Source organism: Pirellulimonas nuda (assembly GCF_007750855.1).
Taxonomy (GTDB): domain Bacteria; phylum Planctomycetota; class Planctomycetia; order Pirellulales; family Lacipirellulaceae; genus Pirellulimonas; species Pirellulimonas nuda.
The window spans coordinates 438,170-451,846 of the sequence record NZ_CP036291.1; the positions used below are offsets into that span (position 1 = coordinate 438,170).

At 68.0% G+C, this 13,677-nt stretch carries 15 protein-coding genes; 4 read left to right on the forward strand and 11 right to left on the reverse strand.

All coding sequences use genetic code 11. From position 1 onward, the window contains the following. Positions 1–51: 51 nt before the first annotated feature. Together Pla175_RS01720 and Pla175_RS01725 are read left to right on the forward strand one after the other, a co-directional pair. Positions 52–1,011 carry a methyltransferase family protein gene (locus Pla175_RS01720; RefSeq protein WP_231954109.1) on the forward strand — a complete coding sequence of 320 codons (960 nt, stop codon included), beginning with the start codon at positions 52–54 and terminating at the stop codon, positions 1,009–1,011. 98 nt (positions 1,012–1,109) lie between these two features. Then, positions 1,110–3,713, forward strand: a complete 2,604-nt coding sequence (locus tag Pla175_RS01725) for an arylsulfatase (RefSeq protein WP_145280728.1) — start codon at positions 1,110–1,112, stop codon at positions 3,711–3,713. Positions 3,714–3,765: 52 nt separating this feature from the next. Here Pla175_RS01725 and Pla175_RS01730 read toward each other — a convergent pair whose 3' ends face one another. Further along, on the reverse strand, positions 3,766–4,398 hold the full coding sequence (locus Pla175_RS01730; protein ID WP_145280730.1) for a Uma2 family endonuclease: 633 nt from the start codon (positions 4,396–4,398) through the stop codon (positions 3,766–3,768). Positions 4,399–4,644: 246 nt separating this feature from the next. Here Pla175_RS01730 and Pla175_RS01735 point away from each other — a divergent pair, with 246 nt between their 5' ends. Continuing rightward, positions 4,645–5,292, forward strand: a complete 648-nt coding sequence (locus Pla175_RS01735) for a double zinc ribbon domain-containing protein (RefSeq protein WP_145280732.1) — start codon at positions 4,645–4,647, stop codon at positions 5,290–5,292. 159 nt (positions 5,293–5,451) lie between these two features. On the opposite strand, the gene Pla175_RS01740 is transcribed toward Pla175_RS01735, so the two are convergent. Continuing rightward, on the reverse strand, positions 5,452–6,324 hold the full coding sequence (locus Pla175_RS01740) for a type II and III secretion system protein family protein (RefSeq protein WP_197527199.1): 873 nt from the start codon (positions 6,322–6,324) through the stop codon (positions 5,452–5,454). 213 nt (positions 6,325–6,537) lie between these two features. Next, the gene (locus Pla175_RS01745) at positions 6,538–7,143 is read right to left on the reverse strand and encodes a hypothetical protein (RefSeq protein WP_145280736.1); all 606 of its coding nucleotides are present in this window, start codon (positions 7,141–7,143) and stop codon (positions 6,538–6,540) included. A 246-nt stretch (positions 7,144–7,389) separates the two neighbouring features. On the opposite strand from Pla175_RS01745, the gene Pla175_RS01750 reads away from it, so the two are divergent. Further along, the gene (locus Pla175_RS01750) at positions 7,390–7,977 is read left to right on the forward strand and encodes a hypothetical protein (protein ID WP_145280738.1); all 588 of its coding nucleotides are present in this window, start codon (positions 7,390–7,392) and stop codon (positions 7,975–7,977) included. A 25-nt stretch (positions 7,978–8,002) separates the two neighbouring features. Here Pla175_RS01750 and Pla175_RS01755 read toward each other — a convergent pair whose 3' ends face one another. The 8 genes from Pla175_RS01755 to scpB form a co-directional block, all read right to left on the reverse strand. After that, positions 8,003–8,485, reverse strand: coding sequence for a hypothetical protein (locus tag Pla175_RS01755; protein ID WP_145280740.1), 483 nt, complete (start codon positions 8,483–8,485; stop codon positions 8,003–8,005). 52 nt (positions 8,486–8,537) lie between these two features. Then, the gene (locus Pla175_RS01760) at positions 8,538–9,041 is read right to left on the reverse strand and encodes a hypothetical protein (RefSeq protein ID WP_145280742.1); all 504 of its coding nucleotides are present in this window, start codon (positions 9,039–9,041) and stop codon (positions 8,538–8,540) included. A gap of 112 nt (positions 9,042–9,153) precedes the next feature. Then, positions 9,154–9,417 (reverse strand): DUF433 domain-containing protein, encoded by a 264-nt coding sequence (locus Pla175_RS01765; RefSeq protein ID WP_261342800.1) that lies wholly within the window; start codon positions 9,415–9,417, stop codon positions 9,154–9,156. Between the two features lie 536 nt (positions 9,418–9,953). Beyond that, the gene (locus tag Pla175_RS01770) at positions 9,954–10,331 is read right to left on the reverse strand and encodes a hypothetical protein (RefSeq protein WP_145280746.1); all 378 of its coding nucleotides are present in this window, start codon (positions 10,329–10,331) and stop codon (positions 9,954–9,956) included. 13 nt (positions 10,332–10,344) lie between these two features. Continuing rightward, entirely contained in the window at positions 10,345–11,289 is a 945-nt protein-coding gene (accD, locus tag Pla175_RS01775; RefSeq protein WP_391527851.1) for an acetyl-CoA carboxylase, carboxyltransferase subunit beta, read from the reverse strand. A gap of 78 nt (positions 11,290–11,367) precedes the next feature. Further along, on the reverse strand, positions 11,368–11,979 hold the full coding sequence (locus Pla175_RS01780; protein ID WP_145280751.1) for a histidine phosphatase family protein: 612 nt from the start codon (positions 11,977–11,979) through the stop codon (positions 11,368–11,370). Between the two features lie 3 nt (positions 11,980–11,982). Further along, complete coding sequence (gene rpe, locus Pla175_RS01785) at positions 11,983–12,696, reverse strand: ribulose-phosphate 3-epimerase (protein WP_145280753.1); 714 nt, start codon at positions 12,694–12,696, stop codon at positions 11,983–11,985. A 258-nt stretch (positions 12,697–12,954) separates the two neighbouring features. After that, positions 12,955–13,593, reverse strand: coding sequence for an SMC-Scp complex subunit ScpB (scpB, locus tag Pla175_RS01790; RefSeq protein ID WP_145280755.1), 639 nt, complete (start codon positions 13,591–13,593; stop codon positions 12,955–12,957). Positions 13,594–13,677 lie beyond the last annotated feature (84 nt).

Consider the following 13,677-nt stretch of genomic DNA (forward strand, 5'->3'; position numbering starts at 1 on the left):
ACACTCGACGGAAGCAGCCCACGAATCGCGCGAATGCAACGGATTCGTTCGATGCGTGCGATTCGTGGCGCCATCCTCCAACTCAATATGACCCCACGGCAACTCGTCGCCGGCTACTTCGCTGTTCAAGCCGCCGGCGTAGCGGCTTGGTGGGGGATGCTGTTCGCGGCGCCCGCGACTGCGGCGTGGTTCCAGCCCGCCGGCTGGCCGCGGCAGGCGCTGATCGGGTTCTGGCTGGCAGACGGATTGCTGGTAGTCGTCGGTTCGGCCGTGGCTGCGCTGGCTGTGGCGCGCGGCTGGTCCGCGGCCTACGTGATCGTCTATTCGGTGTCGGCCTGCGTGGGGTACGCGGCGCTCTACTGCCTGGGCGTGAGCATCGCGACGGACCAGGCCTGGATCGCCTCGGCGATGATGGCCAGCATGGCGGGGCTTTCGCTCGCGATGGCGGCCATCCTTGGCGCCCCGGCGCACGGCCCCGCCACAATCCGCGTCGTGCCGATGAGTCGCCGCGCCGCGGCCCTACGGACGTTTGCGCAGACGGTCGTGTTTTGGAGCGTGTTCCTGTGGATCCTGCCCAAGGGGATTGTTGAGTTGCAGCAGCGCGTGGGTTGGCCACCTTTTGAGCACGCGGGTCAGACCCCGGGTGCGACGATCCTGTTCGGCTTGGCCTCGCTGCTCGGCTTGTGGAGTGCGGCGACGATGGCGCTGCGTGGCGAGGGGACGCCGTTGCCGACCGCCACCGCGCCGAAGCTCGTCGTCACCGGTCCCTACCGCTGGGTGCGGAACCCGATGGCGGCGGCCGGCATCGTGCAGGGGCTCGCCGTCGGCTGGCTGCTGGGGAGCGTGTGGGTGATGGGCGGCGCCATCGCGGGCGCCTTCGTCTGGCATGGGTGGGTGCGCCCAACCGAAGAGGCCGACCTCGCCGCCCGCTTCGGCGAGTCGTTCGAGCGGTACCGGAAGCGCGTGCCGTTGTGGGCGCCGCGCCTCCGGACGCCCGCGGGCGATTCTTGACCGCTGGCGGCAGTAGGCTAGGATGGGCGGCGCTCGGATCGTTCGAGGCGCACTCGCTGCGACCGTTCGCGCAGGCTACTCATTGCAAGGGGAACACGATGAACCAAGAACCTCGGCGCCGTTCGGCTCATTTTCTTTGGACGTTGGCAGCCGTCGCGGGACTCGGCGTTGCTGGCTGCCAGCAGCCGGCGGAGCTAACCGCCAAGGCCGCTGCCGCCGAAAGGAAGGAGGGGGGCCAGCCGGCGGCCAAGACTACCAGCTTCAAGCCGCAGGTCACCGGCGAGCTGGGCAGCCCCAGCGCCACCACCACCATCCCCGCCACGCAGCTCCCCGCCCCCGACCCCAAGTTCGGCGGCAAGATCGAGAAGAACGCCTCCCAGTCGAAGGCCTGGTGGGCGCCGCGGATCGTTCCTCCTAAGCAGGCGCCCAATGTGCTGCTGATCATGACGGACGACGTCGGCTTCGGCGCTCCCAGCACGTTCGGCGGCGTGATCCCCACGCCGGCGCTCGACCGCATCGCCAAGACGGGGCTCCGCTACACCAATTTCCACTCCACCTCGCTCTGCTCGCCTACCCGCGCTGCGCTCATCACCGGCCGCAACCACCACTCCGCCGGCTTCGGGGTGATCAGCGAGCAGTCGACCGGTTTCCCCGGCTACAACAGCATCATCGCCCAGGACAAAGCCACCATCGGCCGCGTGCTGCGCGACAACGGCTTCTCTACCTCGTGGTTCGGAAAGGACCACAACACCCCTACGTTTACCGCCAGCCAGGTAGGGCCGTTCGACCGCTGGCCTATCGGGATGGGGTTTGAGTACTTCTACGGGTTCGTCGGGGGCGACACCAGCCAGTGGCAGCCCAACCTGTTCCGCAACACCACGCAAATCTTCCCCTACCTCGGCAAGCCCGACTGGAACCTCACCACCGCCCAGGCCGACGACGCGGTCCGCTGGCTGAACGAGATCAACCAGATCGACCCGGCAAAGCCGTTCTTCTGCTACTACGTCCCCGGGGGAACCCACGCGCCTCACCACGCGACCAAAGAGTGGATCAAGAAGATCAGCGACATGCACCTGTTCGACGACGGGTGGAACGAGCTGCGTAAGACGATCTACGCCAACCAGAAGAAGCTGGGCGTGATCCCGGCCGACGCGAAGCTCACCCCCTGGCCCGACGACCTGCTCAAGCCGTGGGAAAAGCTCACCGACGACGAGAAGAAGCTGTTCATCCGCCAAGTCGAGGTGTACGCCGCGTACCTGGCGTACACCGACCACGAGATCGGCCGCGTGGTGCAGGCGGTGGAAGACATGGGCAAGCTGGACCACACGCTGATCATCTACATCAGCGGCGACAACGGCAGCAGCGTCGAAGGGACCTTGCTGGGCACCCCCAACGAGGTCGCCGCGTTCAACGGCGTCGACGTCCCCGTCAAGCGTCAGCTCGAAGAGTTTTACGACGTGTGGGGGAGCGACGAAACGTACAACCACATGGCGGTGCCATGGTCGTGGGCCTTCGATACCCCGTTCAAGTGGACCAAGCAGATCGCGTCGCACTTCGGCGGCATCCGCCAGGGGATGTGCGTCTCGTGGCCCGGCCACATCGAAGACGAGGGGGGCGTCCGCCACCAGTTCCACCACGTGATCGACGTCGTGCCGACCATCCTCGAGGCCAGCGGCATCGCCGCGCCCGAGCAGGTAGACGGCATCGACCAGGCCCCGATCGAAGGGGTGAGCTTCGCCTACACCTTCAAGAAGGCCAACGCCAAGGCGCCCTCCACCCACAAGACGCAGTACTTCGAGATGATGGGCGACCACGCCATCTACCACGAGGGCTGGATCGCCAGCACCAAGGTCGTCCGCCCGCCATGGGAGATCGTCGGCGCGGTCAACCAAGACCCGTACGGCAACGTCACCTGGGAGCTGTACGACCTCAGCAAGGACTGGACCCAGTACGAAGACGTCGCCGCCAAGTTCCCCGAGAAGCTGGAAGAGATGAAGAAGCTCTTCCTCACCGAGGCAGAAAAGTACCAGGTGCTGCCGCTGGACGCCTCGGTGGCGACGCGCCTGGTGCAGCCGCGGCCGAACATCACCGCGGGCCGCAACGAGTTCGTCTACACCGTGCCGATGACGGGCCTGCCGCAGGGGGACTCGCCGCTGCTGCTGAACACGTCGTACACCATCAAGGCCGAGGTAGACGTCCCCGAAGGGGGCGCCGAGGGGGTGCTGCTCACCTCCGGAGGACGCTTCGGCGGCTACGGGCTGTACCTGCTCAAGGGCAAGCCGGTGTTTGTGTGGAACCTGCTCGACCTGGAGCGTCCACGCTGGGAAGGGAAAGAAGCGGTCCCCCCCGGCAAGCACACCGTCGAGTTTGACTTCAAGTACGACGGCGACGGCGCCGGCACGCTGGCGTTCAACAGCCTCAGCGGCATCGGTCAGCCCGGCACGGGCGTGCTGAAGGTCGACGGCAAGGAGGTCGCCTCGCTAAAGATGGACCGCACGCTGCCGCTCATCCTGCAGTGGGACGAGAGCTTCGACATCGGCTCCGACACCGGCACCCCGGTCAACGACGACGACTACCAAGTGCCGTTCGCCTTCACCGGCAAGCTGAACAAGCTGACGCTCACGCTCGACCGTCCCGAGCTAACGCCCGAGGACATCAAGAAGCTCGAGGCCGCGACGCGGAACAACAAGGCCAGCGAGTAGCCCAAGCCGTGTAGGATGGGTCAGCGTCCGCCTGCGGCGGACTGGACCCACCCTACTCGGGCACGCTGTCCGCGGCCGCGAACAGCGCCTCGACATCCAGCGCAAAGCCGGTCAGCAGCACGGAATCGGCCTCACCGCTCTCGAAGCGGCCGTGCAGCGCGTACTCGGCGCCCGTCAGCTTGTAGACCAGCACCACACGCTGCTCGGGGTCGATGACCCAGTACTCGGAGATCCCGGCTTGGGCGTACTCGGCGTGCTTGGTCACCAGGTCGCGCTTGCGGTCCTTGGCGTCTCCGCTGACCACCTCTGCGACTAGGTCGGCGCCTTCGAACACCCGGTTGTGCAACCAACGTGAGTTGGCCTTGGATAAGAAGAGTGCGTCGGGTTCGCGGATCTGGCCCGCGGGCGATCGCACGCGGATCGGAGGAAAAGGCACAACGCCGAGATCGTGCTTCGTCACAAACGCTAGCAGTGCGTGGTAGAAGAAGCCTGCTAGGGTCTGGTGCTTGAGGGTCGGCAGCGGCAAGAACTCCAACACGCCGCCAGTAAGTTCGATCCGCCGGTTCGAGCCGTCGGTCAGGTGCAGGTACTCCACCTCGTCCCACGCACCCTGCTGCGGGTATAGCGTAGCCAGTTCCCACGCGTACTGCGGGCCGTTGGCCAGGGCAGGGGGTAGAGAGGGCATGGTCTGAGTCCGGCGTAAGGGTGCAAGCCGCACTCTATCTTAGCATCCGGCCGGGGCCGATCCAACGCGTCCGCCGCTTGCATACCGCGCACGCGGACGGCATCTTGAGCGAGCAGCGGCACACGCGCGGCCCCGGAGCAATCCGCGGCGCCGCAAGCTGGGCCCTGCATATTCAACTTGCAGCGTTCGATCGACCAAGAACCACGGAAACCGTCGTCCCTGAAACTAGAAAAGTGAACCCAAGCCATGCGGTCTTGTCCCAAGTGCGCGCGTGAGGTTGATGATGGTTCGAAGATCTGCCGGGTGTGCGGATCGATCTTGATGGAGGCCCCCCAACCGGTTCCCCCGCAGGCGGTCCCCCCCCAGCCGGAACCTCTGCCGGCGGCGGCAGACCCCTTCGCCGGGCTCGCGCCGCCGGACGACGCCGCCGCGCCCCGCGACGCGTCGCGCGAGCCCTGGACCTGCCCTACCTGCGGCGAGCTCAGCGAGTTCGGCTTCGAAGCCTGCTGGAACTGCGGCACCACGGCCGACGGCGTCGAGTGCCCCGACTTCGTCAAAGAGTGGGAGCCTCAGCCGGAAGACGCCCCCGACCAGCCCGCCGCGACATCTGGGGAGCCGTCCCAGGAGCCGTGGCGTGGCCAGGCCGAACCATCCGTCGCCTCCGTAGCCCAGCGGGTGATCGATTGCCCCGATTGCCGCTCGCCGACCCGCGCGATCGTGCTGATCGACAACTCGGGGGAGAGCCAACGGCACGAGCAGCTCCGGTACGCGGCCCCCGGCGCGGAACGCGGCTGGTTCTTCGGCCAGTACGCGGAGACGGGCCAGGTGTCGGCCAAGATGTGCCCCAAGTGCGGCCGGATCACGCTGTACGGCGAGCCGGGGCAACCCACCTAGGCAACGCACTACCCAACCAGAGCGACGGGCAATAGCCCGCCGAGCGTAGCGCCTCATCGACAGACAAGAAGAAGTGAAGGAGCCGCCGATAGACGCCGATGAACGCCGATAGGCGGTGCTCGATCGAATCGGCGTTCATCCGCGTCTATCGGCGGCTCGCTACTTGGCGATCGGGCGCCTGCGGGACTTAGCGGCGCTCGTGATGGGGTCAAAGCGCTCCGCCGCAACGACCAGCACGGTTCCGATCCGCACAAGCGCCTCGGTGACCTGGCCGTCGTCGCCCCTGCGGGCCTCGGTGCGTTGCGTCACCAGCCCGGTCAGGATGACCGACTGACCCAGCGAAAGCTCGGTTGAGGTGTCGCACCGGCACACGCTCAACCCAGGCGTGAGGGTCCCGTTGACCATGACCTCCCTGCTGGGGTCGATCTCACTGACGCTCGTGCGAAGCTCCAGTCGGACACGATCGTTCCCCAGCGTCACCGCGTTGACTTCAAGCTCGGTTCCAAACTTCAGAAAGTCGACCGCCGAATTCGAGTTGCTGCTGGCGGGGATCGGCAGTTCGCCCCCCGTGTGCAAGGACGCGGGACGGCCGCTAACCACAACGAGGGTGGGATCCGCCAGCGTCTTGGCCAGGTTGTTCTGCTTGAGCCCCTCGATGAACCGCAGGACGCCGCTGGCCGGATCGCCCTCTTCCGTCGCCGTCGCTGCCGAGTCGATGCGCCCTTGCACGAACCAGTCCGTGTCGATCCCCTTCTGTTGCAGCTTCGTTAAGGCCACCTCAACTAGTTGCACGCGCACAAGGACCTGTTCGGGGGTGCCTGTCTCGCTACGCAGTTGAGCGACTTCGCGTTGTAGCCGGTCCAGTTCCGCACACTTGCGTTGCAGCAGCAGTTGCTGCGCGTCCCCCGCCGGACTGGCGGCCTGCCCGGCCGGATGTGGGGCCTGCTGGAGCGGCGCTGCCGACTCGGCTTGGGTCCCAACCGTGAAAACCGCCATTAGCACGGCGCCGCAGACGAGGGTGCGTAGCAGCATAGCGCCTCTCCTGAAAAAATCGCGGCCGTAGTTGTCCCGCTCAGGTAACAAAGCCAAAGCAAAAAAGAAGCCGCCGATAGACGCCGATGCGATCAACGACGGTCTATCGGCGTTCATCCGCGTTTATCGGCGGTTCCAAATCCGGAGCGATCGCTTGCGTGACTCCGTGGTTAACCCCGCGTCACCGGAGCCGTTCTCGAACGATTCCTAGGCTCACCAAGCGTTGGGCGACTGGCCCCAAGCGTTGGTCGCCTGCTGCGGCGGCTGCTGTTGGGGCGCCGCCCCCCAGCCGTTGTTGGGGGCGTTGCTGGGAGCGGCGTTGCCCCCCCAGCCCGAGAAGGCGCCCTGCGGCGATTGAGGCGCCTCCGGCTGGCCGCCAAAGTGCGGGAGGAACCCGGACGCCTTGGGCCAGCCCTGGTTCGGCTCGGCCTGCTGGCCGCCGGCAAAGGGGGCGAAGCGGCGCTGGGCGGCCTGCTCAACGCTCGCAAACGGGGCGAAGCGTTGCTCCTGGGCCGGCGCCGGGCCCGCGAACGGCGCAAAGCGGCCATCGGCCGGCGCCTGCTGGCCGCGGTACTGCTGCACCTCGGCCGCCAGGGCCTGCTCGGCCGCCACCGCCTTCTCGCGGTTGATCGAGAACCGGGGGTAGCCCCGGCTGGTGTCGATCGTCACGATCCCGGTCCACAACAATACCGGAAACGCCAGCACGACCAGCATCGCCACCAACCTCATCTGCAGCACCCTGCGGACCGGCGACGGCATGCCCGTGGTCGCCACCCCAACGAGTTTCTGCGAGAGCGCTTGCTTCTTACGAGCGGCCATCCGTAGTCCTTTCCATGGCAATCCGGCGCGCAGCGCCCGTCGTCCACGACGGAGCGGCGCCCCGGCACGCGAGGCTTGTAGCGGTTCGGGGCCGCGTGGGCAATCGCAACCGGGGCGCTGGCGGGGCGATCGTGTTAAAATCGCGCCCGCCCGCCGCGACTATCCGCCGCCGGGCCAAGACCCGCCCCCCGGCGGCGAAGTCCACGGGCGCCCACGCCGCAACGCTCCCTCCATCGGCCACACCGCATGCATTACCCCCCGCTACGTTTTGCGCTGCCCGCGCTGGTGCTCCTGCTTCCGCTCTTGAGCGGGTGCGTACGGGTGGTTGAAGAGCCGGGGCAGACCGTGTGGGCTTATAGCTGGTTCGCCTGCTTGGCCCCGGTCGCGGTAGGGCTCGGGGTGATGGGGTGCGGCGTGCGGCTGATACGCGGCGACTGGAAACTGGGGAACAAGCCCCACAGGCTGGGCTGGTTCCTGCTGGCGGTCGGCACGCTCGCCGTAGGCGCCGTGGCGGCGACCACGCCCTTCGCTCGCGTTACGGTCAGCGACCAGCGGCTCACGATCCAGGAGGGGCTGATCGGGGTCGGCGTCACCCAACAGGTCGACCTCCAGCAAGTAGCGTCGATCGATCTCTACCGGGCGAGCCGCAAACGCGTCGGAAAAAAGAAACGGGGGCGAAGGATCGTCACCTACGCCGAGTTCACCAGCCGCGACGGAACGACCCAGGAGGTATTCATGGGGGGAGACCTACGCGGCCCCGCCCTGCAGCGCGTGCTAGAGATCGCCCAGCAGCGCGGCGTCGCGATCACCGATCGACGCGCCGAGACGCCGTAGCCGGCGGGCCGGAACCGCGATCGCTTTACGCGGTTGTTCCGGCCCGCGACGCCTCGTTCCACGGCCGGCCGACCGCTGCTTCGAACCGTCCGACGAGGCCCCCGCCGACCGTCATCGGCACGCCGGGCGTCTTGGCGAACGAGAAGGTCACGCGCTCGATCCCCAGCAGCAAGCGGCGCCGGCGTGCGGTGATGTCTTGCCAAGGGATTAGCAGCGGGGGCGCCCCCAACCGCAACGGCGCCATCACCGCGATCCCGAGGCCCTGCTGGTTCGCGGTGAAGGTCAAGCAGCCGCTGTACGCGACGGTCCAGCGGAACTTGGCCGTCCGCCACCGCCACTTCGGCCCCGCAAGGTCGCCCTCGCAGCGGTAATGCTGTGCCAGCAGGCCCCAACCGCTGATGGCCGCGGCCCCCCACGAGGCCAGCGACCAAACCGCCGCAAAGAAAACAAGAAACCCCGGCACGGCCAGCCACGGGGAGATAGGGAAATCGGCAAGGCAGACGTGCATTGGTTGGCTTGGGCGGTGAAATTTGCTGTGATACGGCCGGTTGCTGCAATAGCTATGGCAATCCCAGGTCTTGCCACAAGGTCGAAGACGCGCAGAAGTATCCCAACGCGAACACCATAAACCAGAACCCCAGCGCGAAGGCGCCGATCGCGTTGAGGAGTGCTGGATTCTTCTGGATTCCAGCCAGCAGCAGTCCAGCCGCGATAGCAACCGCGACTGCGCCAAATGCGTAAGCGTTGTCGAGCCCCACCATCACTCTAAGGATGTATGGAAAGTCGAGATCGAAAGTGTTCTCATGCACCCCAGACATCGCACTGCGGTGGATAAGCCAAGCCAGCGCATTGAGCGCCGAGAACACAATCAGCGGAAACGCAATGGAATCGTGGTTCACGGGGCGCCTCCCCAGCATCCACCCCCATGCCAGCCCAGCCACGCCGAAGCCGCCGCTGACGATCAACAACTCCGTTGTGTTTTCGCGGCGCTCGCTCGTCAGCCAGAACGCGGCGAACGCGACAAGCAGCATCGCCAGCAGAAGATGAGTTACGCGAAACTGCATGCCGCCCTCGCCGCCTCATGTCTGTGTCTGCTCGACCCGCAGGCCTTCGGCACTGCTTTGAAGCGCCGCGCCGAGCATCTTGCTGTGCTTCTCGAAGTCTAGGCCGTCTCAATCATTGACGCGACAACAGTCGTTCCTTCACGCCGACCGGCGGGTGTTTCGACTGGTTGGCCGCTCGCACCCGCGATGCGTTCTGCTGGCGATACGCAAGGTAGGCCTGCACCTCGGCTCCATGCCGCAGGTAGAAGGCGATTACGGCATACACGTCGCCCAAGGCGAGCGTTGGGTAGCGCTCCGCGATAGCTTCTGCCGACAGGCCGATCTGGAAGGCGGCGACGACCGTATCGAGCGTCACCCGCGTGGCGCCGACGCGCACTACGCCGTCTGCGTCGGTCGTCAGCGGCGCTCGTTGCGGGCGGGAGTGTCAGCTGCATCGTCGGTGCGTCCTCGAGGCGGTGCGGGCGCAAAACGGGTGGGTCGCCCCGCGGCGACTGCCTGCATTCTATCACCCACGCCCGCCCAGCCAACGCAGACGCTCCGGCATCGCGTGCGCCGCTCGCCGCCGTGGCCAAAAATCATCGTCGCGGCCGACCGGGCCCTCGCCGATAATGCGGGGTCCGTGCGCGCCGGTGCGAACGTCGCGGAGCGGGTGGTTCTTGTTGGCTTTTTAGGAGCGCGGGGTTTTGTCCGTTAGGTGTCCGTTAGGTGTCCGTTAGGTGTCCGTTAGGTGTTCGCTGGGTGTCCGCTGGGTGTCCGATGCGTCCCCCCAGAACCCCCTCGCTGGGGGCGATCGACCCGCGGCGTGCCGGGTGCGGACCGCTTGTTTTGCGGGGTTCGAGCGGACGGGGGTGGGTTTTGTCCGAAAACCCGCCGCGGGAGAGGGGGACAAAACGGACAAAAGTCGGCCGCGCCTCAGGCGGCGACTTGCAGCACCAGCCACGTCATGCCGCCGAAGACCGCCAGCACCAGCGACGAGATCGCCAGCCCCAGCACGCCCCAGGTGCGCGAGCCGGTGGTCAGCGCGAGCGACGCGAACCCAAGCAAGAACCCCAGCACCATCAGCCCCGCCGCCGCAAAGATCGACAGCCCGATGGCCAGCGCGACGCCGGAGTCTTCGTCCATGCCCCCCGGTTGCGACTCGGCGATCCCCGCCGCCAAGAACGTAGTGAATTGCAGCAACCCCGAGACGAGCGCCGCGATGAAAGAACCGAGCCCCAGCGCCGAGCCCCCCCGTGTGTCGCGCGACGGCGGGTCGCTGGCGAGCGGCGACTGGTACGGGTCGAGCTCCACCGGCGGCCTCGGGCTACTTGCCGCAGTAGTCGATGGCGCGGGCCAGCTCGCTCTTCAGGTCGGCGCGGCGGACGATGCGGTCCACATAGCCGTGGGCCAGCAGGAACTCGCTGGTCTGGAACCCCTCGGGCAGCTCCACGCGGATGGTGGCCTTGATGGTGCGCGGGCCGGCGAAGCCGATCAGCGCCTTAGGTTCGGCGAACACCAGGTCGCCCAGCGAGGCGAAGCTGGCCGCCACGCCGCCCATGGTGGGGTTGGTGAGCACGGAGATGAACAGCCCGCCGGCGTCGTGGTGGCGGGCCAAGGCGGCCGACACCTTGGCCATCTGCATCAAGGAGAGGATCCCCTCGTGCATGCGGGCCCCGCCGCCGGAGCCGCTGACGATAATCACCGGCAGGTCTTGGGCGGTGGCGCGTTCGATCAGCCTGGCGAGCCGCTCCCCCACCACGGAGCCCATGCTCCCCATGATGAAGCCGCTGTCGGTGACGCCGATCGCGGCGCGGCGGGCGCGGATCATGCCGCAGCCGGTGAGCGCCGCCTCGGTCAGGCCGGTCCGCTTCTGTTCCTGGACGATCCGTTCTGCGTAGGGCTTCTTGTCGACGAACTGCAGCGGGTCGCCGGGGCGGAGGTCGCCGTCCCACTCCTCGAAGGTGCCGTCGTCCAGCATGAAGCGGATGCGGTCGCGGGCGCTGAGGTACATGTGCCGGTCGCAGACCGGGCAGACGTTCATCAGCCGCTCGACGTCCTTGCGGTAGACGGTTTCCTTGCACTCGTCGCACCGCAGCCACAGCCCGCTGGGGACGCCGCGTTTGACGCGTCCGGGGCGCGCAGCCTCGGCTGCCGGCGGCGCAGCGACGGCGGGCCGCGCCTCGGAGGGAGGCGTCGGCTCGGCGCCAGCGGCTGAGGGGGTGGGGGTGTTGTGTTCGGAAGTCGCCATGCGAGGGGCCAAGGTTGCCATCGTGCCTCGGTCTATCTTAACCGTCTTGGGGGGGCGCCACTATGCCGGGATGGAGAAGCTTTCTGCCCACGGGCTTGGTTATTGCGGCTTTGTCACCGGGGCTTCTCCCGTTGTGGCGGGTTCTATCGGGATCGCTTCCCAGCGGACTCGGTCGGCCTGGGGCTTCCACAGCTCGGCCACCTCGTCGTGCCGCAGGACGTGGCCCACCAGCGTGGCAAGTGGTTCGGGGGCGACCAGCGCGATCGTGTCGTCGTCACGGTGGCGTTTGAACAGCTTGCGGAGCGACTCGGCGATACGCTTCTTGGCGGCCAGCACGCTCTCCCCCTGCGGGGGGCAGACCGTTTCTGGCTGCTCCTGCCACTGGCGGTAGACGCGGGGCTGCTTCTCCTTGACGTCGCTCACCAGCATCCCCTGCCACAGCCCGTGGTCGATGTTGTTGAGCTTGTCCGCGGTGCGGGGCTTGAGGTCGAGCGCCTCGGCCAGCGTGGCGGCGGTTTCTTGGGCGGCGCTGGAGGGGCTGGCGTAGATCGCGGAGACCGCGTCAGCGCCCAGCGCGCTGGTCAGCTCTTGCGCCAGCAGTTCGGCCTGCCGCCGGCCGTCGGGGGTGAGGGGGACGTCCAGCGTCCCCTGGATGCGTCCCTGGCGGTCGTACTCGGTGGCGCAGGCACGGACGAGGATCAGTGTGTGCATGGCTCAGGCCCCTCCGCGGGCGGAACGGGCGTGCGCATTGAGCGTGGCGATACGCTCCTGGTAATCGTCGCCGCCGAAGACCGCGGTGCCGGCCACCAGCAGGTCGGCGCCCGCGGCGGCGCAGGGGCCGGCCGTCTCGTCGTTCACGCCGCCGTCTACCTCCAGCAGGTAGCCCCGGCCGGGGCGATCTCGCAGCGCGGCCAGCTTCTCGAGCGCCACGGGGTCGAACGACTGGCCCCCGAAGCCCGGCATCACGCTCATCACCAGGATCATATCCGCCTCGTCCACGGCCGGCCCGAGCGCCTCGAGCGGCGTCGGCGGGTTGAGGCTCAGGCCCGCCGCGGCGCCGAGCCGCCGGATGCGGTCCAGCAACGGGCGTGCGTCGGGCAGCACTTCGGCGTGGACGGTGATGGAGTCGGCGCCCGCCTCGCGGAACGCCTGCACGTACTCGGCGGGGTTGTCGAGCATCAGGTGGACGTCGAGCACCAGGTCGGTGAGCTTGCGGACCGCCCGCACCACCGGGACGCCGATCGACAGGTTCGGCACGAAGTGCCCGTCCATGATGTCGAGGTGCAGCACCGTGGCGCCGGCGGCCTCGACGCGACGCACCTCGTCGGCCACGTGGCCGAAGTCGCACGCCAGCAGCGAGGGCGCTACTTGCGGCGCTCCGGCGCGGAGCCGGCGGAGCGTGTCGAGGATCGACGCAGCGGAAGCCATCGCGAGCCGAGGTTGAGCAGAGGGGCCGTGCGGCGTGGGGGTCAGCCTGAGGCAGCGCGGGGTTGGGCGGGCGAGCGGACGATGCTCTGCAAGATGGGGCCATTCGCCGTTGGGAAGCCCTTATTTGTCGCACGCTGCCTACCGGCGCCGCAAGCCCTTCGGCCGCGGCGGGCCCCGGTCCGCAGCGGAGGAATCGACCGAACTGCTTTTGTTATAAAGAGATACGTGCCCCGTCGGCCTGCCGGTGCGGAGATCCGCTCAGTCGTCGAGTTCGGCCGTCCGGGGGAGCTGCGAGACGTCGGAGAGCTTGAACAACGCCAAGAACCGCGGCGTGGTGCGGTAGGCCACCGGCGAGGCGTCGCGGTCCGCCGCTACCAGCCCGCGGCGTACGAGCTGCCGCACCAGCGGCCCGCTGGCCGACTCGCGGAGCGTGTCGATCTGGCGTTGGGCGATGGGCTGCCGGTAGGCGATAGCGGCCAGCACCTCGAGCGCCGCCGGGGAGAGCCGGGCCTCGGCCACCCGGCCGTAGAACCGCTCGCTGGTGCGGCGCCACTGGTCGCGGAGCGTCATCCGGTAGCCGGCGGCGGACCGCTCGATGTGGTACGGGGCGTCGCGCCCGGCGTAGGAGTCGTTGAGGGCGTCGACGGCGCGGTCGATGTCCGCCTCGCTCACGTCGCGCATCACGCCGGCGAGCTGCACGGCAGGGATGGCGGCGCCATCGGGCCGGCCGACGAACAGCGCCGCCTCGACAATCGACCGCGGGCCGACCTCGCAGGGGTCGATCGGCGCCGTGGGGGCGTCGGCCGCGCCGGCGGCCGCGGGCTGGCCCAGCATCTGCGCAAAGGCCGCCTTGAGGCGGTCGAGCGACAACGGGGCGGCGGCGGGGGCGTCGGGCATGGGGGCGATGGTAGACGCCCTGCCGCGGAGGACTCAAGGCGGATTGCGGCCCCCATCCGCCGCCCGCGGGGAGGCCCCCGGGTC

Excerpts from the sequence above, each read along its gene's own strand:
- Pla175_RS01760 (WP_145280742.1), bottom strand. The coding sequence starts at position 9,041 with ATGCAGTTTCGCGTAACTCATCTTCTGCTGGCGATGCTGCTTGTCGCG.
- Pla175_RS01755 (WP_145280740.1), bottom strand. The coding sequence starts at position 8,485 with ATGCACGTCTGCCTTGCCGATTTCCCTATCTCCCCGTGGCTGGCCGTG.
- Pla175_RS01725 (WP_145280728.1), top strand. The coding sequence starts at position 1,110 with ATGAACCAAGAACCTCGGCGCCGTTCGGCTCATTTTCTTTGGACGTTG.
- Pla175_RS01750 (WP_145280738.1), top strand. The coding sequence starts at position 7,390 with ATGCATTACCCCCCGCTACGTTTTGCGCTGCCCGCGCTGGTGCTCCTG.
- Pla175_RS01730 (WP_145280730.1), bottom strand. The coding sequence starts at position 4,398 with ATGCCCTCTCTACCCCCTGCCCTGGCCAACGGCCCGCAGTACGCGTGG.
- Pla175_RS01745 (WP_145280736.1), bottom strand. The coding sequence starts at position 7,143 with ATGGCCGCTCGTAAGAAGCAAGCGCTCTCGCAGAAACTCGTTGGGGTG.
- accD (WP_391527851.1), bottom strand. The coding sequence starts at position 11,289 with ATGGCAACCTTGGCCCCTCGCATGGCGACTTCCGAACACAACACCCCC.
- Pla175_RS01740 (WP_197527199.1), bottom strand. The coding sequence starts at position 6,324 with ATGCTGCTACGCACCCTCGTCTGCGGCGCCGTGCTAATGGCGGTTTTC.
- Pla175_RS01780 (WP_145280751.1), bottom strand. The coding sequence starts at position 11,979 with ATGCACACACTGATCCTCGTCCGTGCCTGCGCCACCGAGTACGACCGC.
- rpe (WP_145280753.1), bottom strand. The coding sequence starts at position 12,696 with ATGGCTTCCGCTGCGTCGATCCTCGACACGCTCCGCCGGCTCCGCGCC.
- Pla175_RS01735 (WP_145280732.1), top strand. The coding sequence starts at position 4,645 with ATGCGGTCTTGTCCCAAGTGCGCGCGTGAGGTTGATGATGGTTCGAAG.
- Pla175_RS01720 (WP_231954109.1), top strand. The coding sequence starts at position 52 with ATGCGTGCGATTCGTGGCGCCATCCTCCAACTCAATATGACCCCACGG.
- scpB (WP_145280755.1), bottom strand. The coding sequence starts at position 13,593 with ATGCCCGACGCCCCCGCCGCCGCCCCGTTGTCGCTCGACCGCCTCAAG.